Raw genomic sequence first — 20405 nt, 5'->3', positions numbered from 1 at the left:
TTCAGGCGGAGCGGGTGATGACGTACACGCCGAGGACGATGCAGCCGATGCCGAGGAGCTTCTGGGCGCTGAGGGCTTCGCCGAACCAGTGCCAGGCGATGAAGGCATTGATGACGTAGCCGATGGAGAGCATGGGGTAGGCGATGGAGACGGGCACCCGGGAGAGGGCCATGATCCACACCACCAGGCTGACGCCGTAGGCCACCATGCCGGAGAGGATGAAGGGGTTGAAGGCCAGCTTGAGGCCGATGGGCAGGACGTTGTCCAGGTGGAAATCGAAGTGGCCGACGGCGTTGGTGCCGGCCTTGAGCAGCAGTTGCCCGGCGGCGTTGAGGATGACGCCGGCCAGGATCAGGGAAAAGCTGATGGCGTTCATGCCCCTCAGCCCTGCAGCAGGGCGCAACCGACGCTGCGGCCTTCCGCCACCAGGATGTTGTAGGTGCGGCAGGCGGCCTGGGTGTTCATCACCTCCAGGCCGACGCCGGCCCGCATCAGGCCCTGCAGCAACTGGGGATGGGGAAAGCGCTGCTTGGCGCCGGTGCCGAGGATCATGATTTCCATCTTCAGCTCGGCGAGGAAGTCGAAATCGGCCTGGGTCAGGCTGTCGAAAGTGGCGTCGGTCCAGTCCTGGATCAGGCGCCGGGGCAGCAGCACCAGATTGCCCTGGTGGTTCTTACCGTTGATGGCCACGTAGTCGTCACCGTAGCCGGTGAAGGAATAATGGCCGTCTGTACTGTCTCTGTGGAGCTTCATGGTCGGCTGCGGTGCACAAACGGGGTAAGAAAGGGTAGGATTATAGCCTTTTTACGCGCCCGTCCGGACCGTCCGGCCGCTGGTGCCGACTGCCGGAATTCCCCTGCGCCCATGAAAGACTTTCCCCGCATCAAGCGTCTGCCGCCCTATGTGTTCAACATCACCGGCGAGCTGAAGATGGCTGCCCGCCGTCGGGGCGAGGACATCATCGACATGTCCATGGGCAACCCGGACGGCGCCACGCCGAAACACATCGTGGACAAGATGGTGGACGCCACCCAGCGCGGCGACACCCACGGCTATTCCGTTTCCAAGGGCATTCCCCGGCTGCGCAAGGCCATCTGCGACTGGTACCTGCGCCGCTACAACGTGGAATTCGACCCGGACAGCGAGGCGGTGGTCACCATCGGCTCCAAGGAAGGCCTGGCCCACCTCATGCTCGCCACCCTGGACCGGGGCGACACGGTGCTGGTGCCCAATCCCAGCTACCCCATCCACATCTACGGCGCCATCATCGCCGGGGCCAACACCCGCTCCGTGCGCATGACCGACGATGTGGATTTCTTCGAAGAACTGCAGCGGGCCATCCGGGAATGCACGCCCAAGCCCAAGATGATGATCCTGGGCTTCCCCAGCAATCCTACGGCGCGTTGCGTCGAGCTCGACTTCTTCGAGCGGGTGGTGGCCCTGGCCAAGGAGCACGACATTCTGGTGGTGCATGACCTTGCCTACGCCGACATCGTCTTCGACGGCTACCGGGCCCCCTCCATCATGGAAGTGCCCGGCGCCCGGGACGTGGCGGTGGAATTTTTCACCATGTCCAAGAGCTACAACATGGCCGGCTGGCGCGTCGGCTACATGGTGGGCAACAAGGAGCTGTGCGCCGCCCTGGCCCGCATCAAGAGCTACCACGACTACGGCACCTTCACGCCGATCCAGGTGGCCTCGGTGATCGCCCTGGACGGCCCCCAGGACTGTGTGGAAGAAGTGCGCCAGACCTACGAACTGCGCCGCAACGTGCTGGCCAAGGGGCTGCACGAGGCGGGCTGGATGGTGGAGGTGCCCAAGGCCTCCATGTACATCTGGGCCAAAATCCCCGAGCCCTATGCCCACCTGGGCTCCCTGGAATTCGCCAAGAAGCTGCTGGCGGAGGCCAAGGTGGCGGTCTCCCCGGGCATCGGCTTCGGCGATTACGGCGACGACCACGTGCGTTTTGCCCTGATCGAGAACGAGGCCCGTACCCGCCAGGCGATCCGCGGCATCAAGGACATGTTCCGCAAGGACGGCCTGCTCAAGTAAGCCAGCCGCCAGACAAAACCGAATTGATCTTCGTCCGGCCCCGCCGGCAACCCCGCAGGAAAACAAAGTGCGACCCATCAAGAAATCCGCCAAGCTCGACAACGTCTGCTACGACATCCGCGGCCCCGTGCTGGAAAAGGCCAAGCAGATGGAAGAGGACGGCCACAAGATCATCAAGCTCAACATCGGCAACCTGGCCTCCTTCGGTTTCGATGCGCCGGAAGAGATTCAGCAGGACATGATCCGCAACCTGCCCAATTCGGCGGGCTATTCCGACTCCAAGGGCATCTTCGCGGCGCGCAAGGCCATCATGCACTACGCCCAGCAGAAGAAGGTCAAGGGCGTTGGCCTGGAAGACATCTACGTGGGCAACGGCGTTTCCGAACTGATCGTCATGTCCATGAACGCCCTGCTCAACCCGGGCGACGAAGTGCTGGTGCCGGCCCCCGACTATCCCCTGTGGACCGCTGCCGTCAGCCTTTCCAGCGGCACGCCGCGGCACTACATCTGCGACGAGGGCGCCGGCTGGCTGCCCGACCTGGACGACATCCGGGCCAAGATCACCGAGAACACCCGGGCCATCGTCATCATCAACCCCAACAACCCCACCGGCGCCCTCTATCCCGATGACCTGTTGAAGGAAATCGTCGAGATCGCCCGCCAGCACCACCTGATCATCTACGCCGACGAGGTGTACGACAAGGTGCTCTACGACGGCGTCGAACACACCGCCATCGGCTCCCTTTCGGAAGACGTGCTGACCATCAGCTTCAACGGCCTTTCCAAGAACTACCGTTCCTGCGGCTACCGGGCCGGCTGGATGATGGTCTCCGGCGACAAGCGTCCCGCCGCCGACTACATCGAAGGCCTCAACATGCTGGCCTCCATGCGCCTGTGCGCCAACGTGCCCGGCCAGTGGGCCATCCAGACCGCCCTGGGCGGCTACCAGAGCATCAACGACCTGGTGGCCGAGGGCGGCCGCATGCGCCGCCAGCGGGACGTGGCCCACGAGCTGATCACCGCCATTCCCGGGGTCACCTGCGTCAAGCCCAAGGCCACCCTGTACATGTTCCCGCGCCTGGACCCCAAGGTCTATCCGATCCAGGACGACCAGCAGTTCATCGCCGAACTGCTGCAGGAGGAGAAGGTGCTGCTGGTCCAGGGCACCGGTTTCAACTGGCCCGAGCCGGACCACTTCCGCCTGGTCTTCCTGCCCCATGTGGACGACCTCAAGGAAGCCGTCGGCCGCATCGACCGCTTCCTGGCCGGCTACCGCAAACGTCACGGCACCTGACCGCACCTGATTTTTCCAACCACGATAATTAACTCAGCAACTAGGGATCTTGCATATGAAAGCGATCAACGTCGGCCTGCTCGGCATCGGTACCGTCGGTGGCGGCACCTTCACCGTCCTCAAACGTAATGCGGAAGAAATTACCCGCCGGGCCGGCCGTCCCATCGAGATTTCCATCGTGGCCGATCGCAATCTGGACCTGGCCCGCCAGGTCACCGGCGGCGCCTGCAAGGTCACCGACGATGCCTTCGCCGTGGTCAGCGATCCCAATGTGGACATCGTCGTCGAGCTGATCGGCGGCTACGGCGTGGCCAAGGACCTGGTCATGAAGGCCATCGAAAACGGCAAGCACGTGGTCACCGCCAACAAGGCCCTGCTGGCCACCCACGGCAACGAAATCTTCGCCGCCGCCCAGAAGAAGGGCGTCATCGTCGCCTTCGAAGCCGCCGTGGCCGGTGGCATCCCCATCATCAAGGCCCTGCGCGAAGGCCTCTCCGCCAACCGCATCGAGTGGGTGGCCGGCATCATCAACGGCACCACCAACTTCATCCTCTCCGAGATGCGCGACAAGGGCCTGTCCTTTGCCGACGTGCTGAAGGAAGCCCAGCGCCTGGGTTACGCCGAAGCCGACCCCACCTTCGACGTGGAAGGCGTGGACGCGGCCCACAAACTGACCATCATGTCCGCCATCGCCTTCGGCATCCCCATGAGTTTCGACAAGGCCCACGTGGAAGGCATCACCAAGCTGGACGCCATCGACATCAAGTACGCCGAGCAGCTGGGCTACCGCATCAAGCTGCTGGGCGTGACCAAGCGCACCCCGGAAGGCGTGGAACTGCGCGTGCATCCCACCCTGATCCCGGAAAAGCGCCTCATCGCCAATGTGGAAGGCGCCATGAACGCCGTTCTGGTGAAGGGCGACGCCGTCGGCGCCACCCTCTACTACGGCAAGGGCGCCGGTGCCGAGCCCACCGCTTCCGCCGTCATCGCCGACCTGGTGGATGTCACCCGCCTGCATACCTCCGATCCGGAACACCGGGTGCCCCACCTGGCCTTCCAGCCGGACGCCGTGGTGGACCTGCCGATCCTGCCCCTGGCCGAAGTGCAGACCGCCTACTACCTGCGCCTGCGGGTGGAAGACAAGCCCGGCGTGCTGGCCGACATCACCCGCATCCTGGCCGACCAGTCCATCTCCATCGACGCCATGATCCAGAAGGAGCCGGGCGAGGGCGAAGTGCAGACCGACATCATCCTGCTCACCCACCAGACCCGGGAAAAGAGCGTGGACGCGGCCATCGCCAAGATCGAAGCCCTGGCCGCCGTGCAGGGCAAGGTCACCCGCCTGCGCCTGGAAGAACTGCAGTAAGCCGCACCGCGCAGCCCTGACGGGCTGCGATGCAGCTAGGACGGGCATCTTCAGCCTGCCATCCCGGAAATGTCCGCCCCGTGCGGGTCTCCAGGATGGTGCGGTGAAGGTGCCCGTCCTTTTCCTTTGGCAGGATGGGGCAAAAGGCCTTGGCCGCCTCAGGGGTTTTGCCTGTCTGGATCAAAGACGGAGTGGTGCCGCCTGGACACAATGGGCGCTCCTGTTTTTACTCCGATCCCTGCGAGGACATCCATGCACGCCTGCGACCAACCCACTCCCCTGGCCCTCTATCCCTTCGACGCCCGGGGCGTTGCCAAGCGCTTCCGCCACGCCGCCATCTTCGGCGCCTTCGACGCCCTGTTTCCCGGCGAGACCATGCGCTTCTGCAACGACCACGACCCCCTGCCGCTGCTGGACCAGCTGCTTACCCGCTACGGCGACGGCATCTCCATCGCCTACGTGCAGCGCGAGCCGGGCGCCATCGTCATCGACTTCACCAAGCAGGGTTGAGGCAGCGCGCCGGCCAGCCCGGCGCCGCCCGATCCCACCAGGCCGGCCTTGCGCCGGCCTTTTTTTATCGCAACAGGCGAAGGGCGGTGGAAGGGGCGGTGTTGGCTTGGCCGAGAACTGCTGTTCCGGCCTGTTGCAGGATTTGATTGCGGGTCAGCCGGGCGGTCTCTTCGGCAAAATCCGCATCGGTGATGCGGCTGCGGGCGGCGCTGGTGTTTTCCACATAGGCCTGCACATTGGCCACCACCGCTTCGAAGCGGTTCTGCACCGAGCCGAAGGTGGCCCGCAGGTTGGCGATCTTGGCGATGTCCGCATCGACACTGACGACCGCCGCCGCTGCCAGGGCCTGGTTGGTGATGTTGATGGTGCCGGTGGCGGTCATGCTCTGGTAGTAGGAATACAGACCGGTGCCGGCGCCTACCCAGCCGTAACCTGCAGCGGCGTTGGCGGCGGCATTGTTCACTGCCGCCAGGACGACTGCCGGTTTGGCGCCCGCATTGGCGTTATAGGCGGCTTCGGCGGCCTGGTAGGTGGCCCAGGCCGCATTCTGGGCCGGGCTGCCGCTGGTGAAGCCGCTGACGTTGTAGGTGTTGCTGCCCACCGTGGTGGTGAGTCCGCTGGTGACGAATTTGCGCAGGGCCTGGTCGGCGGCGGTGATGGCGGCCAGGGGCGAGCTGCCGCCCTGGACGGCGCCGAGGATGGCACTGGAGGCCTTGGCCGCCGGACTGGGACTGCCCAGGGATTGGGCCAGGTCCGTGGTGCTGACCTGGATGCGGTTGTCGCCGCTGCCGCTGTAGCCCACCTGGAAGGTCAGGGTGGAGGCGCCGGAGAGCAGGCGGGAGCCGTTGAAATCCGTGGTCTGCACGGTGCGGCTGATTTCCTGGGTCAGCTGGTCCACTTCCTTTTGCAGCTGGGAGCGGTTGCTGTCCACCATGGAGCCGTTGGCCGCCTGGATGGCGATTTCCCGGATGCGTTGCAGGTTGCCGCTGATCTGACCCAGGGCCGACTCGGCCACCTGGCTCAGGGAAATGCCGTCGTTGGCGTTGCGCACCGCCTGGTTGCCGCCGCGGATGATGGTGCTGAGGCCCTCGGCGATGGCCATGCCGGCGGCGTCGTCCTTGGCGCTGTTGATGCGCAGGCCCGATGACAGGCGCTGCAGCGATTGGGCGAGGGTCCCGGACGAGCGCGCCAGGTTCTGCTGCACGGTCTGTGCGAGAACGTTGGTGTTAATGATCAGCGGCATCGGGCGTTCGTACCATCGGGATGGGCGGCTATTCCGTACTTTTTGCGGAGCAAGGGGCTACCCATCCCTATCGGCCTTGGGCCCGCCAACTTGAGGGTGTTGCCCGTATTCGTCCTTACGTTATGCCCTTGGGGCGCCAGGCTTCGGCAAGGGGAGCGGCCGTGGTATCCTTCGGCCCTTCCTTAAGTCCTTGAACGTCCCGGATTTTCCATGCGCTATCTGTCTACCCGCGGTGATGCAGCCTCCTCCCCGACCCAGTCCTTCTGCGACATCCTCCTCGGCGGCCTGGCCCCCGATGGCGGCCTCTACCTGCCGGAAACCTATCCCCAGGTGAGCCGGGCCGAGCTGGATGCCTGGCGTCAGCTGTCCTACGCCGAGCTGGCCTTTGCCGTGCTGTCCAAGTTCATCGACGACATTCCCCCGGCCGACCTCAAGGCCATCTGCGACAAGACCTACACCGCCCAGGTCTATTGCCATGCCCGTCCCGGCGACAACGCCGCCGATGTGACCCCCATCCACTGGCTGGAGCAGGGCAAGCTGGCCCTGCAGGAACTGTCCAACGGCCCCACCCTGGCCTTCAAGGACATGGCCATGCAGCTCTTGGGCAACCTTTTCGAGTACGTGCTGGCCAAGCGCGGCGAAGAGATCAACATTCTCGGCGCCACCTCCGGCGACACCGGTTCCGCCGCCGAATACGCCATGCGCGGCAAGAAGGGCGTGCGTGTCTTCATGCTCTCCCCGGACGGCAAGATGAGCGCCTTCCAGCGGGCCCAGATGTATTCCCTGCAGGACGAGAACATCCACAACATCGCTGTGCGCGGCATGTTCGACGACGCCCAGGACATCGTGAAGGCCGTCTCCAACGACGCCGCCTTCAAGGCCAAGTACAAGATCGGCGCCGTCAATTCCATCAACTGGGCCCGGGTTGCCGCCCAGATCGTCTATTACTTCAAGGGCTACTTCGGCGCCACCGAGAACAACGACCAGCAGGTGGCCTTCTGCGTGCCTTCCGGCAACTTCGGCAACATCTGCGCCGGCCACATCGCCCGCATGATGGGCCTGCCCATCGGCAAGCTGATCCTGGCCACCAACGAAAACAACGTGCTGGACGAGTTCTTCAAAACCGGCGTCTATCGTCCCCGCAAGACCGCCGAGACCTTCGTCACCTCCAGCCCCTCCATGGACATTTCCAAGGCCTCCAACTTCGAGCGTTTCGTCTTCGATCTGGTGGGTCGCGACCCGGCCAAGGTGCGGGAACTGTGGGCCCAGGTGGATGCGGGCAATGCCTTCGATCTGCGCGGCACCCCCTACATGGACAAGCTGGCCGGCTTCGCCTTCGTCTCCGGCGCCAGCAGCCATGCCGACCGCCTGGCCACCATCCAGTCCTGTTGGCAGACCTATGGTGTGATGATCGACACCCACACCGCCGACGGCCTCAAGGTGGCCAAGGAAAATCCCGTCGCCGGCATGCCCACGGTGGTGCTGGAAACGGCCCTGCCGGCCAAGTTCGCCGAGACCATCCGGGAGGCCCTGGGCCGGGAACCGGAAGTGCCTGCCGATCTCCAAGGTCTGGAAAAGCTGCCCCAGCGCGTCGAGGTCATGGACCCGGACGTGAATGCGGTGAAGGCCTTCATCCAGGCCCGGGTCTGAGCAGGACCTGCCACTACCGAACGGGGCACCTGCGGGTGCCCTTTTCTTTGACGGAGCGATCAAGATGAGCCAACACGAAAAATTCTGGAGCGAGCGCTTCAGCGCCGCCGGCGAGGATTACCTTTTCGGCACCGCTCCCACCCGTTTTCTCGCCCTCCACGAATTCCTCCTGGGGGCGGGCAGCACCGCCCTGTCGGTGGCCGATGGTGAGGGGCGCAACAGCGTTTGGCTGGCGGAGCAGGGCCTGCAGGTGACGGCGGTGGAAGTGTCGCCGGTGGCGGTGGAGAAGGCGCGGCGCCTGGCCGCCGGCCGGGGCGTCCTGGTGGATTTCCAGGTGGCGGACCTGCTGGACTGGGCGTGGCCCGAGGCCGCCTACGACCTGGTGGTGGCCGTGTTCATCCAGTTCTCCAACCCGGAAGAGCGGCAACGGATTTTTGCCGGCCTGGCCCAGGCCTTGAAACCGGGCGGTCGCCTGCTGTTGCACGGCTATACCCCGAAGCAGCTGGAGTACCGCACCGGGGGCCCCAGTGCGGTAGAGAACCTGTACACGCCGGAACTGCTGCGCCAGGCCTTTGCCGGCCTGGAGATCGAGGAACTGCGGGAGTATGAGGCGGAACTGCATGAAGGCCAGGCCCATCGGGGCCGTTCGGCCCTGATTGACCTGGTGGCGAGAAAGCCGGGCTGAGGTTCAGCCCGGCGGGAATGGCGAGGCGCGGCTAGAGGTAGATGACGGCCGGGAACACGGCGGCAGCCAGGACCAGGACCAGCCATTCCAGATTGTGACGGGCGAGGAAGCCGGTGAAGTGCAGCACCAGCACGGCGATGGCGATGACGTAGAAAAGCGCGAACAGCATGTCGTTCCCCCGGTGACGACCCCGGCGGATGGCCCGCCGTGGCGGCGGAACCGGGGTTCTTCGGCCGATTATAGCCACCTGCTCCGGCGCTGCCGTGACATATTTGGCTCCCGGCCGGCCCGGGAACAAAGAGATGCAGGCCTGCCGGAGGGCAGGCCCCAGGCGGATGGGTAAGGCGCTGGGGAAGCCGGGGAGAGGCGGTGGAGAGCCGCTGCGGCGGCCCCTCAGCCCGCCTTGAAGCGCATGGAGAGATCCAGGGCCTGCACGTCCTTGGTCAGGCCTCCGATGGAGATGCGGTCCACCCCGGTTTCGGCGATGGCCCGCACCGTTTCCAGGCTGACGCCGCCGGAGGCTTCCAGCACGGCCTGGCCGGCGGCCAGGCGGGAGGCTTCCGCCATGTCGGCCAGGCTCATGTTGTCCAGCAGGACCATGGTGGCGCCGGCGGACAGGGCCTGGCGCAGCTCCTCCAGATTTTCCACTTCCACCTGGATGAACTTGCAGGGCACGGTCGCCGCGGCGGCCACGGCCTTGGCCGCCGCCATGGCCTGGGCGATGCCGCCGGCGGCCATGATGTGGTTTTCCTTGATCAGGATGGCGTCGTAGAGGCCAATGCGGTGGTTGTCGCCGCCGCCGCAGGTGACTGCGTATTTCTGGGCCAGGCGCAGGCCGGGCAGGGTCTTGCGGGTGTCCACGATGCGGGCCCTGGTGCCGGCCACCGTATCGACGAAGCGGCGGGTGCGGGTGGCGACGCCGGAGAGCAGCTGCAGGAAATTGAGGCCGGTGCGCTCGGCAGTGAGCAGGGCCCGGGCCGGGCCGGCGATGTCACAGAGCAGCTGGTTGGGCTGGATCCGGTCGCCGTCCTGGGCGTGCCAGGTGATGCGGCAGGCCGGATCCACCTTGCGGAAGGCGGCTTCGAACCAGGCGGTGCCGCACAGGGTGGCCGCTTCACGGGAAATCACCGTGGCCGTGCCGGGCTGGCCGGCCGGGATCAGCTGGGCCGTCAGGTCGCCGCCGGCTACGTCCTCGGCCAGGGCGCCATCCACATTGCGCTCGATTTCGGCGGCGGGGGGCAGTTGCAGGGTGAGTTGGGAATCCACGGGCTTGGGCACGGCAGGCTTTCGTTCATGTTAGATTGACCGGACGCAATTCTAACATCCGCAAAGGAGGCGCCATGGGCAGCGAAGCAATGGGTATCCTGCATGTCAGTCTGGGCGTCCTGCTCGCCCTGGGCCTGGCGGCGTGGCTGGTGTACTGGTATGTGCAGGACATCACCCAGAAGCGTCACACGGTGCTGCGCAACTACCCCATCGTCGGCCACCTGCGCTATTTCTTCGAGAAGCTGGGGGAGTACTTCCGCCAGTACTTCTTCCTCAACGACCGGGAGGAGCGTCCCTTCGACCGGGCCACCCGGGGCTGGATCTACCGCCTGGCCAAAAACGAGGGCGGCATCCTGGGCTTCGGCTCCACCTGCGACTTGCACCAGACCGGCGCCATCCTCTTCGTCAATGCGCCTTTCCCCGTGCTCGACGAGGAACGCCTGCCGACGCCGCCCCTGGTCATCGGCGAGGGCTGGTGCGACAAGCCTTTCACCGGCCGTTCCCTGATCAACATCAGCGGCATGAGCTTCGGCGCCATTTCCAAGCCCGCCGTCCAGGCCCTGGCCCGGGGCGCCCAGATGGCCGGCTGCTGGATGGATACGGGGGAGGGCGGCCTTTCGCCCTACCATGTGGAAGGGGGCTGCGACGTCATTTTCCAGATCGGCACCGCCAAGTACGGCTGCCGTGACGAGCAGGGGCGCCTGTCGGAGCAGAAACTGCGGGAGCTGGCGGCCCACGACAATGTGCGGGCCTTCGAGATCAAGCTGTCCCAGGGAGCCAAGCCGGGCAAGGGCGGGGTGCTGCTGGCGGCCAAGGTGACGCCGGAGATCGCCGCCATCCGCGGCATTCCCCTGGGCCAGGATTCCCTCTCGCCCAACCGGCACCGGGACATCGCCGACATGGAGCAGCTGCTGGACATGGTGCAGCGGGTGCGGGACGTCACCGGCAAGCCGGTGGGCATCAAGACCGCCATCGGCGGCTGGCAGTTCATGCACCTGCTCAACGAGGCGGTGCTGCGCCGGGGGCTGCACTGCGCTCCCGATTTCCTCGCCATCGACGGCGGCGAGGGCGGTTCCGGGGCGGCGCCCCAGGCCCTGGCGGACCACATGGCCCTGTCCATCATGGAGGCCCTGCCCCGGGTGGTGGATTCCCTGCTGGAGGCCGATCTCAAGGGCCGGGTGCGGGTCATCGCCGCCGGCAAGCTGGTGACCCCGGCCAAGGCCGCCTGGGCCCTGGCCTGCGGCGCCGATTTCGTCAATTCGGCGCGGGGCTTCATGTTCTCCCTGGGCTGCATCCAGGCCCTGCGCTGCCAGAGCAACACCTGTCCCACCGGCATCACCACCCACAACCCGCGCCTGCAGCGGGGCCTGGATGTGGAGGACAAGGCCGAGCGGGTCGCAGCCTACTGCCGCAACATGGGCAAGGAGATGGACATGATTGCTCACTCCTGCGGCCTGCGCCACGCCCGGGAGTTCCAGCGGGAGCACGTGCGCATGGTGCAGCCCAACGGCGAGAGCGTGGCCCTCAACATGCTTTATCCCTATCCCCGCCCGGCCTAGCCGCGGCGGCTTTCCCGCCGCTGGGCCAGGGCCAGCCACAGGCCGCTGCCGGCGATGACGGCCATGCCGGCGGTAGTGAGGCCGTCCGGCAGGTGGCCGAAGACGATCCAGCCGAGCAGGGTGGCCCACAGCAGTTGCACGTAGAGGAAGGGCGACAGAGTGGAAGCCGGGGCGTGGCGGAAGGCGGCGATGAGCAGGAAATGGCCGCTGCCGCCGAACAGCCCCATGGCGCACAGCAGGGCCCAGTCCCAGCCCTGGATGGCCGGGACGGCGCCGAACCAGGGTGCCGCCAGGGTCATGGTGAGGGTGCCCACCAGGGCGGTGTAGAAAAGCATGGTCAGGGTGTTCTCGGTGGGCGAGAGCTGGCGCGTCAGCAGCTGATAAACGGTGTAGCAGCCGGCGCAGGCCAGGGCCCAGGCAATGCCTTCCAGATTGAGGTCGCCGCCGGGGCGGGCGATGAAGAGCACGCCGATGAAGCCGATGCCCACCGCCAGCCAGCGGTTGAGGCCGATCTTCTCGCCCAGCCAGGGGCCGGCCAGGATGGCCACCAGCAGGGGCGTGATGAAGACCACGGCAGTGGTCTCGGCCAGGGGCATGTTGCGCAGGGCCGCCATCATGCAGGCGGTGACGCCCACCAGCAGCAGGGCGCGCAGGATCTGCAGCCCGGGCCGCCGGGTGCTGACCAGGCCCCGGCCCAGGCGGGGACCGAGAAAGACCAGCATCAGCAGGCAATGCACCAGGTAGCGGGCCCAGGCCAGGAAGGGAATGGGATAGGTGGCGGCCAGGGTCTTGGAGGTGGCATCCAGCAGGGCGAAGAAGAAGACGGCGGCGAGCATGAGCAGCACGCCCCGCAGGGGATGGCTGGGATGGGACATCGTTTTTCTTTTGACGGGCGGAGCGGCGCTCCGCGGTAAGGGTCAGACGGCCGACTGGCACCAGGCGTTGAACAGGGCCCTGGCTGCCACTGCCGTCTCCGAGGCAGTCAGACCGATGGGGCCGACGCCGGTTCCCGGCAAGGTGTCGGCGGCGGCGCCGTGCAGATGCACCGCCCCCAGCAGGGCTGCGCCCGGCTCCCAGCCCTGGGCCAGGAGCGCCACCGTCATGCCGGTGAGCACGTCGCCCTGGCCGGCGGCGGCCTGGCCCGGGTTGCCGCTGGTATTGATCCACCAGCGCCCGTCCGGCGCGGCGACCACGGTGCCGGCTCCCTTGAGGGCGACCCAGGCGCCAAACTGCTCGGCCAGTTGCGTGGCGGCGCCGATGCGGTCAGCCTGCACTGGGGCCACTTCCGTGCCCAGCAGGCGCGCCGCTTCCGCCGGGTGGGGCGTGAGCAGCCGCGGCGCCTGGCGGGTGGCCAGGGCCTGGGCCAGGGTGGGGTCGGCCGCCAGCAGGTTGAGGGCATCCGCATCCAGGACCAGGGGCAGTGGGCCGGTAATGGCCCGGGACAGGAATTCCCTGACCTCCGGCGCCTGGCCCAGGCCCGGGCCCACGGCCAGGGCGGTGAGGGGGGCGGCCTCCAGGGCCGCGGCCGGACGCAGCATCAGTTCCGCCTGCTGGGGATCGAAGGCGGGGCCGTGGCGGTCCGCCAGGCCGACGAAGACCCGGCCGCAGCCCAGGAGCAGGGCGGCGCGGCCGGCGAGGAGGGCGGCACCGACCATGCCGGCGGCGCCGCCGAGAATGCCGGCGCTGCCGTAGCTGCCCTTGTGGCTGTTGCGGCGGCGGGGCTGCAAGTGGGCGGCGAAGTGTTCCCGGCCGATGCTCCAGCCGTCCGCCGGCACCAGGGCGGGGGCGTCCAGCTCCAGGGCGGCCAGATGCAGGGCGCCGCAGTGGTCCGGCCCGTCCAGGGTGAGCAGGCCCGGCTTGTGGGCGATGAAGGTGAGGGTGTGGCTGGCGCGGATGGCCGGCCCCAGGGCGCGGCCGCTGTCCGCATCGAGTCCGGAGGGGCAGTCCAGGGCCAGCAGGGGGCAATGGTCCCGCTCTGCCAGGTGGTTGGCGGCGGCCACGGCATCGGCGTAGGCGCCGCTCAGGGGGCGTTGCAGGCCGATGCCGAAGAGGCCGTCCAGCACCAGGCCCCAGCGGGGGCAGGGGGGGATGGCGTCGAGGATGGTGCCGCCGGCCTCGAGGAAGGCTTGGCGGGCGGCCCGGGCGTCGGCCGGGGCCCGCTGGCCGTCGTCCCAGGCCACCACCTGTACGGCGAAGAAGCGGGCCTGCAGGTGGCGGGCGGCCACGTAGGCGTCGCCGCCGTTGTTGCCGGGGCCGGCCAGCACCAGCAGCGGGCCGGGGCGGCACAGGCTGGCGGCCAGGTCGGCGGCGGCCAGGCCGGCCCGTTCCATCAGGGGCTGCTTGCTGGCGGCGGCTTCGAGGGCGCGCAGGCCCTGGCTGTGGTAGAGGGGCAGGGCGGGGGGCGGGGGCGTCAGGGTGGCGGTCATGACTGGATTCTAGCGCTGCTCGAAGTGCCGGCGGGCACAACGTATCGTGTTGGCATGGATGGCCACGGTGTCGCCGATGTCCCGGGCGTAGCCGCCGGCCATGGCGATGGCCACGGGGATGCCCCGCTCCCGGCAGGCCGCCAGGACCCGCTCGTCGCGGGCCTCCAGGCCGGCCATGGTCAGGGAAAGGCGCCCCAGGCGGTCCCCGGCGTAGGGGTCGGCGCCGGCCAGGTAGATCGCCAGCTGGGGCCGGCAGCGGCTGAAGAGGTCCGCCAGCCCTTGTTCCAGGGCCGCCAGATAGGCGGCATCGTCGCAGCCGTCGGGCAGTTCGATGTCCAGGTCGCTGCGGGCCTTGGCGAAGGGATAGTTGCGGGCGCCATGGATGGAGAAGGTGAACACGCTGGCATCCCCTTCCAGGATGCGGGCGGTGCCGTCGCCCTGGTGCACGTCGCAGTCGATCACCGCCACCTGGCCCACCCGGCCTTGGGCCTGCAGGGCCCGGGCGGCCACGGCGGCATCGTTGAAGACGCAGAAGCCGGCGCCGGCGGCATGGGCGGCGTGGTGGGTGCCGCCCGCCAGATTGACGCCCCAGCCCTCTGCCAGGGCCGCCCGGCAGGCGCCCAGGGTGGCGCCGGCGGAGCGGCGGGAGCGCTCCACCATGGCGTCCGACCAGGGAAAGCCGATCTGGCGCATTTCCTCCGGCGTCAGCCGGCCGCTGCAGACCCGTTCCACGTAGGCCGGATCGTGGGCCCGGCAGAGGTCCTCGCGGCTGGCGGCCTCGGGCAGGATGAAGTCCGCCGGCGGGTAGCCTTCGTCGAGCAGGGTCTGGCGCAGGCGGGCGTACTTTTCCATGGGAAAACGGTGGCCCGGGGGTAGGGGCAGGACGAAGGTGTCGGAGTAGAAGAGCTGCATGCTGGAAGATGATTTATGCGCTTGTTCGATGCGGGGATTACCGTTAAGGTGGCAGCTACAAAAATTTACAATATGCTGCTGTCAGTTTTTGCCGCCAATCAGCTGTACCGGAAGCGGGTCTGGCAACCGGCATTGGTCACCTGTCACCGCGCCCCAATAATGATGAAATACCTGTTCCGGGCCAGCATTCTGCCCATGTTCCTGATGATTTCTGCCCTGCCCTGCCAGGGGGCGGAGTCGCTAGCCGACCTTTCTGAACAGGATTTGCTTGCCGATGTGCCGGTGGTGCTGACCGCTTCCCGTCTACGCCAGAATGTAGCAGATGCGCCGGCGGCGGTGACGGTGATCGACCGCCAGATGATCCGGGATTCCGGCGCCTGGAGCATTCCCGACCTGTTCCGCCTGGTGCCCGGCATGTACGTGGGGGAGGGAGCGGACAAGGGAGCATTGGTGCCAAACACCATGGTCAGCTACCATGGTCTCTCCGATTCCTTTTCGCGCCGCATGCAGGTGCTGGTGGACGGCCGTTCCATTTATACCCCCCTCTTCGGCGGCGCCGTCTGGAGCACCTTGCCTCTGGCGCTGGAGGACATCGAGCGCATCGAGGTGATCCGTGGCCCCAACTCGGCCACCTACGGCGCCAATGCCTTCCTCGGCATCATCAACATCATCAGCCGCCAGGCTGCCGATGTTTCCGGCACTATGGTCTCCCTGACCCAGAGTAGTCGTGGCAACGATTCCACCTTTCGCTATGGTGGTCAGTCCGGGAGCCTGGACTACCGGATTACTGGCAGCCTCCGCGCAGACCAAGGCATCGAATTGCAGGCGCCCACGGCGCCAGGTCATTCCTTTTCCGCCCGGCGCCATGATGACAAGCGTCTGGCCAACCTCAGTTTCCGTGGCGATCTGCAACTGGGAAACCGGGATTCTCTGGAAATCCAAGCCGGTCTTTCCTCCGGAGATCACCAGTCTGGCCGCCGGGAATCACCCGGGGCCTATGAGGGCTCCCCACCCCACACCAGGCAGTTGAACAGCTACTACGGCTCTCTGCGCTGGCAGCGTACTCTCAGTGCTGACGAGCAGCTTTCCCTTAAAGCCTACGCCAGCCGGGACGAGCAGAACCTGGACCTGTCCGCCCTACTCAGGGACCCCAAGGTCACCATTGCCGGTTTGCCGTTCTACCTCGAGGTTCCCTATCCCCTGAACAGTCCCCAGCGTTTGGTGGCGGAGCGCTACGACGTGGAACTGCAGCACGCCTTCGCCCCTACTTCCTCGACACGTCTGGTATGGGGTGGTGGCGCCCGCCTGGACCGCTTTTCCAGTACCTACTATCTCAACTCAACGGAGCCGGTGGAGTTCCGCCAGCAGAACCTGTTTGCGAATCTGGAATGGCGGCCGACTGCCAAGTGGGTGCTCAACGCGGGAGGGATGCTGGAACGCAACAGCTTCACGGGTACCTACTGGTCGCCCCGGGTGGCGGCCAACTATCACTGGCAGCCCGGCCATACTTTGCGCCTGATTGCCAGTCGTGCCACCCATACCCCGACCATTTTCGAGGCGAAATCGGACATCCGCCTCAGTACTTCCTGGACACCTGCCTCCTGCGCCACGCTGAAGGCGTTTGGCCTAATTACTTCCTGCGCCTTTCCCTCCGTGCGCAGTGCCTATCACCAGGATGACCTGCGCTCTGAAACCATCGACTCCCGGGAACTAGGCTACTTGTGGGAGTTGCCGGGTGGCCATCTGGATTTCAAGTATTCCTACGACCGACTTGGAGATTTGCTGGAGACTTATCGGCCTGCCGGAAAGAGTTGGCAGGAGTACCGGAACGAAGGTAATGCCCAGATCCGGGCGGTGGAAATGCAGTGGCAACAGAGAGTGGCTAGCAATACCCGTATTCATCTGGCCTTGGCGGCCTCCCGTATTTCCGGCTTCAATTCGGAGCGCTCAGGTGCCTATGCAGAATCGGCGGCCTCCCACAGCCGTAGCATGTTGCTGGCCCACGATTTCGACCACCGCTGGACCGGCAGTCTGGCTTACTACGCAGTGGGGCGGCTGACGGTACAAGGCGATGGCGATCTGCAGACGCCCTACGAGCGGGTCGATGCCCGTCTGGCCTACCGCTTCCGCGACGGCGCCTACCAGGGCGAGGTCGCCTTCATCGTGCAGAACCTGTTCGACAAGCCCTATCAGGAGGTTTATTACGAAAACCTCATCGGCCGTCGTTCCTACGTCAATCTGCGGCTGGAATTCTGATTTCCCATGTCGCGCCTGTTCCCTTCCCCGGCCCTGCCTCGCCTGCGAATGCTTTGTCATATCGCATTGGCATTGCTGTGGCTGGGGCTGACGGCAGGTGCTGCACCGGCCGCGGCGGCGGATACGGTGGCCGTGGTCCTGAGCGAGCGGGGCGGTGTCTACGCCGAATTCCTTGACGCCCTGAATGCCGGCATGGCCCAGTCCCCGGGCCGGCGGGTGGTGCGGCTGACCGGGGTGGCGGCAGCTGGGGAAAAGATCGACGAGGCGGAACTGGGCGATGCCTCCCTGGTCCTGGCCGTAGGGGCCGGCGCCGCCCGGGCCCTGGCGCGGATGGAAGGGACGCCGCCGGTGTTGAGCGTCCTGGTGCCCCGCCTGACCTTCGAGCGGATCGCAGCCGAATCCGGGCGCCGCGCCCGGCCCGGCAGTTTTTCCGCCCTCTACCTGGACCAGCCCCTGTCGCGCCAGCTCAACCTGTTGCGCTTCGCCCTGCCCGGACGCAAGCGGGTGGCGGCGCTGCTGGGGCCCGAATCCGCCGCTCTGGCGCCGCGCCTGCGCAGTGCCGTGTCCCGGGCCGGCTTTGAACTGCAGATGGAGCAGGTGGCCGAGGAGGGGGACATCGTGCCCGCCCTCAACCGCCTGCTGCCGGGTACCGACGTGCTGCTGGCCCTGCCCGACGGCCTGGTGTTCAACCGCAACACGGCCCGGCCGGTGCTGCTCACCACCTATCGCCACCAGCGCCCGGTTGTGGGCTTTTCCCAGGCCTACGTGACTGCCGGAGCCCTGGCGGCGGTGTTCTCCACCCCGGCCCAGATGGGGCGCCAGACGGCCGAGTTCCTGCGGGGCTTGCCGGCGGGACGGGTGACCCTGGGGGCGCCCCTGTACCCGAGCTACTTCAGCGTCGCCGTCAATCGCAACGTGGCCCGTTCCCTGGGACTGGATCTGCCGGACGAGGGTGTGCTGCGGGAAGCCCTGGAAAAGGCGGGGGAGGGCGAATGATGCAGCACCTCTATCTGCGTCTGGTCGGCAGCATCCGCCAGCGGGCCCTGTGGCTGGCCCTGCTGCCGGCCGTGCTGGTGGCCACGGCCCTGGCCTCCTATTTCTCCATCACCGGCATGGGCGAACTGGACGAGGAACTGCGCCGGCGTGGCCACACCATCGTCCGGTACCTGGCGCCGGCCAGCGAGTACGGCCTCATCTCGGGCAACCGGCCCAGTCTGCAGGCCCTGGTCCAGGCCGCCATGCAGCAGCCCGACGTGCGCGCCGCCGTGGTGACGGACTTCCAGGGCCGGGTCCTGGCCATCAGCGGCCGCACCCAGCTGCCGGTGCGCCTGGCGGAGCAGGCCGGCGACTTGGTGGGGCTGCTGGCCAGCAGTCACGACACCCTGGGCTTCGTCGCCCCGGTGCGCCGCAGCCAGCTGGATATCGACGATTTCCTCAGTCTCGAGCCGATGCCGCCCCAGCCCCCCGGCAGCGACCGCCTGGGCTGGGTCTATGTGGAACTGTCCAGCGAAGACCTGCAGGCGCGCAAGTCGGCCCTGCTGCTGCATACCCTGCTGATCCTGACGGCCGGCCTGGGGGCCGGCGCCTACGTGGCCCTGCGCATGGCCCGTTCCCTGTCCCGTCCCGTGGGGCGCCTGTTGAAGGCCGTCGGACGCATGGCTGCCGGCGAGCTGGAGGCCCGGGTGGAGCAGGCCTCCGCCGGCGAACTGGGGGCCCTGGAACGGGGCTTCAACCACATGGCCAGCCGTCTCCAGGACATGCACGAATCCATGCAGGAGCGCATTGCCACCGCCACTGCCCAGCTGGCCCACCAGGCCAGCCACGATCCCCTCACCGGCCTGGCCAACCGGCGCGAATTCGAACTGCATCTGCAGGCCACCCTGGACGGGCGCGGTGGCGAAGAACTGCACCACGTGCTGTGCTACATCGACCTGGACCGTTTCAAGGTCGTCAACGACACCTGCGGCCACGCCGCCGGCGACGAACTGCTGCGCCAGATCACCCAGCTGCTGCGGCAGCGGGTGCGGGGGCAGGATCTGCTGGCTCGCCTGGGCGGCGACGAGTTCGGCCTGCTGCTGGAACGCTGCAGCCTGGAAGACGGCCTGCGGGTGGTGGAATCCCTGCGCCAGCTGGTGGAAGACTTCCGCTTCGTCTGGAACAACCGGGCCTTCGGCATTGGCGCCAGCATCGGCCTGGTGGAACTGGATTCCCGCATCCAGACCCTGGAGGAGGCCCTGGCCGCCGCCGACCAGGCCTGCTTCGCCGCCAAGGACCTGGGCCGCAACCGCATCCACGTCTACCAGGCCGACGATCGGGAGGTGGTGCGGCACCAGGGGGAAATGGACTGGGCCTCCCGCCTGACCCAGGCGGTGGAGGAAAACCGCCTGCTGCTCTACGCCCAGCCGGTGGTGCCCCTGGTTTCCGGCATTTCCTCCTGCCTGCGCTTCGAGGTCTTCCTGCGCCTGCTCAACGAACGGGGCGAGGTGGTGCTGCCGGAGGTGTTCCTGCCGGCGGCGGAGCGCTTCAACCTGATGCCCCGGCTGGACCGCTGGGCCATCGATGCGGCCTGCTCCGGCCTGCGCCGGCTGCTGGATCAGGAAAGCCACCCCAGCCTGCAGTGCGGCATCAACCTCTCGGTGCAGACCGTGGGCCGGCCCGAGACCCTGGAATACATCGGCGAGCGCCTGCAGCACTACGGCATTGCCCCGGCCTGCCTCTGCTTCGAAGTGGCCGAGGCTGCCGCCAGCCGCCAGTTCGCCGAGGTGCAGACCTTCGCCCAGGGCCTGCGCCAGCTGGGCTGCGGCTTTGCCTTCGACGCTTTCGGCAGCGGCCTCTCCTCCTTCGCCTACCTGCGGGCCCTGCCGCCGGATTATGTGAAGATCGACGGCGACCTGATCCACCGCATGACCGACGACCGGGTCAGCCAGACCCTGGTGCGGGCCATCCACGATATCAGCCGCCAGCTGGGCGTGGCCGCCGTGGCCGAGATGGTGGACGATGCCGCGGTCTTCGCCATGGTGCGGGAGATCGGCATCGAGCTGGGGCAGGGCACCTGGTTCGATCCGCCCCAGCTGTTCGAGGACTGGCTGGCGGTGTGCGAGGCCCGTCACGTCAATGGCGAGGCCGGCGTCTATTCGATCCTGCCGTCGCCGGCGGCCTGAGGCCGGCGAACTTTTCGCGTTTTTT

At 67.0% G+C, this 20405-nt stretch carries 18 protein-coding genes; 10 read left to right on the top strand and 8 right to left on the bottom strand.

The features are described 5' to 3' along the window. Position 1: 1 nt before the first annotated feature. The gene (locus OEL49_RS16455) at positions 2–376 is read right to left on the bottom strand and encodes an SMR family transporter (RefSeq protein WP_014237927.1); all 375 of its coding nucleotides are present in this window, start codon (positions 374–376) and stop codon (positions 2–4) included. Between the two features lie 5 nt (positions 377–381). After that, positions 382–753 carry an Mth938-like domain-containing protein gene (locus tag OEL49_RS16450; protein WP_130458666.1) on the bottom strand — a complete coding sequence of 124 codons (372 nt, stop codon included), beginning with the start codon at positions 751–753 and terminating at the stop codon, positions 382–384. Positions 754–864: 111 nt separating this feature from the next. Here OEL49_RS16450 and alaC point away from each other — a divergent pair, with 111 nt between their 5' ends. The 4 genes from alaC (at position 865) to OEL49_RS16430 (ending at position 5222) form a co-directional block, all read left to right on the top strand. Continuing rightward, complete coding sequence (gene alaC / locus OEL49_RS16445) at positions 865–2052, top strand: alanine transaminase (protein ID WP_014237925.1); 1188 nt, start codon at positions 865–867, stop codon at positions 2050–2052. Positions 2053–2119: 67 nt separating this feature from the next. Further along, complete coding sequence (locus OEL49_RS16440) at positions 2120–3346, top strand: pyridoxal phosphate-dependent aminotransferase (protein WP_205231244.1); 1227 nt, start codon at positions 2120–2122, stop codon at positions 3344–3346. 55 nt (positions 3347–3401) lie between these two features. Then, a complete protein-coding gene (locus tag OEL49_RS16435; RefSeq protein WP_287875706.1) occupies positions 3402–4712 on the top strand; it encodes a homoserine dehydrogenase in 1311 nt (436 codons plus the stop codon). Between the two features lie 252 nt (positions 4713–4964). After that, on the top strand, positions 4965–5222 hold the full coding sequence (locus tag OEL49_RS16430) for a DUF2249 domain-containing protein (RefSeq protein WP_014237922.1): 258 nt from the start codon (positions 4965–4967) through the stop codon (positions 5220–5222). 64 nt (positions 5223–5286) lie between these two features. On the opposite strand, the gene OEL49_RS16425 is transcribed toward OEL49_RS16430, so the two are convergent. Continuing rightward, positions 5287–6465 carry a flagellin gene (locus OEL49_RS16425; protein WP_014237921.1) on the bottom strand — a complete coding sequence of 393 codons (1179 nt, stop codon included), beginning with the start codon at positions 6463–6465 and terminating at the stop codon, positions 5287–5289. 210 nt (positions 6466–6675) lie between these two features. Here OEL49_RS16425 and thrC point away from each other — a divergent pair, with 210 nt between their 5' ends. Next, a complete protein-coding gene (gene thrC, locus OEL49_RS16420) occupies positions 6676–8115 on the top strand; it encodes a threonine synthase (protein WP_287875703.1) in 1440 nt (479 codons plus the stop codon). A gap of 64 nt (positions 8116–8179) precedes the next feature. Next, positions 8180–8800, top strand: a complete 621-nt coding sequence (locus OEL49_RS16415; RefSeq protein WP_287875700.1) for a class I SAM-dependent methyltransferase — start codon at positions 8180–8182, stop codon at positions 8798–8800. 31 nt (positions 8801–8831) lie between these two features. On the opposite strand, the gene OEL49_RS16410 is transcribed toward OEL49_RS16415, so the two are convergent. Both OEL49_RS16410 and nadC read right to left on the bottom strand, forming a co-directional pair. Further along, complete coding sequence (locus OEL49_RS16410; RefSeq protein WP_014237918.1) at positions 8832–8969, bottom strand: hypothetical protein; 138 nt, start codon at positions 8967–8969, stop codon at positions 8832–8834. A 224-nt stretch (positions 8970–9193) separates the two neighbouring features. Next, on the bottom strand, positions 9194–10078 hold the full coding sequence (gene nadC, locus OEL49_RS16405; RefSeq protein ID WP_287875697.1) for a carboxylating nicotinate-nucleotide diphosphorylase: 885 nt from the start codon (positions 10076–10078) through the stop codon (positions 9194–9196). A 62-nt stretch (positions 10079–10140) separates the two neighbouring features. Here nadC and OEL49_RS16400 point away from each other — a divergent pair, with 62 nt between their 5' ends. After that, the gene (locus tag OEL49_RS16400) at positions 10141–11625 is read left to right on the top strand and encodes an FMN-binding glutamate synthase family protein (protein ID WP_287875695.1); all 1485 of its coding nucleotides are present in this window, start codon (positions 10141–10143) and stop codon (positions 11623–11625) included. On the opposite strand, the gene OEL49_RS16395 is transcribed toward OEL49_RS16400, so the two are convergent. From OEL49_RS16395 to OEL49_RS16385, 3 genes are read right to left on the bottom strand one after another with little or no spacing between them, the layout of a single operon-like run. Further along, complete coding sequence (locus tag OEL49_RS16395; protein WP_014237915.1) at positions 11622–12500, bottom strand: DMT family transporter; 879 nt, start codon at positions 12498–12500, stop codon at positions 11622–11624. The genes OEL49_RS16400 and OEL49_RS16395 overlap by 4 nt on opposite strands. A 42-nt stretch (positions 12501–12542) precedes the next feature. Further along, a complete protein-coding gene (locus OEL49_RS16390) occupies positions 12543–14051 on the bottom strand; it encodes a bifunctional ADP-dependent NAD(P)H-hydrate dehydratase/NAD(P)H-hydrate epimerase (RefSeq protein ID WP_014237914.1) in 1509 nt (502 codons plus the stop codon). Positions 14052–14060: 9 nt separating this feature from the next. After that, positions 14061–14963: a histone deacetylase gene (locus OEL49_RS16385; RefSeq protein WP_287875693.1), complete on the bottom strand. Its 903-nt coding sequence runs from the start codon at positions 14961–14963 to the stop codon at positions 14061–14063. Positions 14964–14978: 15 nt separating this feature from the next. Between OEL49_RS16385 and OEL49_RS16380 the strand changes: the two genes are divergently transcribed. The 3 genes from OEL49_RS16380 to OEL49_RS16370 are packed head-to-tail and all read left to right on the top strand — an operon-like array spanning position 14979 to position 20380. Further along, positions 14979–17219, top strand: coding sequence for a TonB-dependent receptor plug domain-containing protein (locus OEL49_RS16380; protein WP_014237912.1), 2241 nt, complete (start codon positions 14979–14981; stop codon positions 17217–17219). Between the two features lie 48 nt (positions 17220–17267). Beyond that, positions 17268–18215, top strand: coding sequence for an ABC transporter substrate-binding protein (locus OEL49_RS16375; protein WP_205231233.1), 948 nt, complete (start codon positions 17268–17270; stop codon positions 18213–18215). Further along, complete coding sequence (locus tag OEL49_RS16370) at positions 18212–20380, top strand: EAL domain-containing protein (protein WP_287875690.1); 2169 nt, start codon at positions 18212–18214, stop codon at positions 20378–20380. The genes OEL49_RS16375 and OEL49_RS16370 overlap by 4 nt, the downstream gene beginning before the upstream one ends. Positions 20381–20405: the final 25 nt, after the last annotated feature.

Source organism: Azospira sp., assembly GCF_030247495.1.
Classification (GTDB): domain Bacteria; phylum Pseudomonadota; class Gammaproteobacteria; order Burkholderiales; family Rhodocyclaceae; genus Azospira; species Azospira oryzae.
The sequence above is the reverse complement of the archived record's forward strand: the minus strand, read 5'-3'. Positions and strand labels throughout refer to the sequence as shown.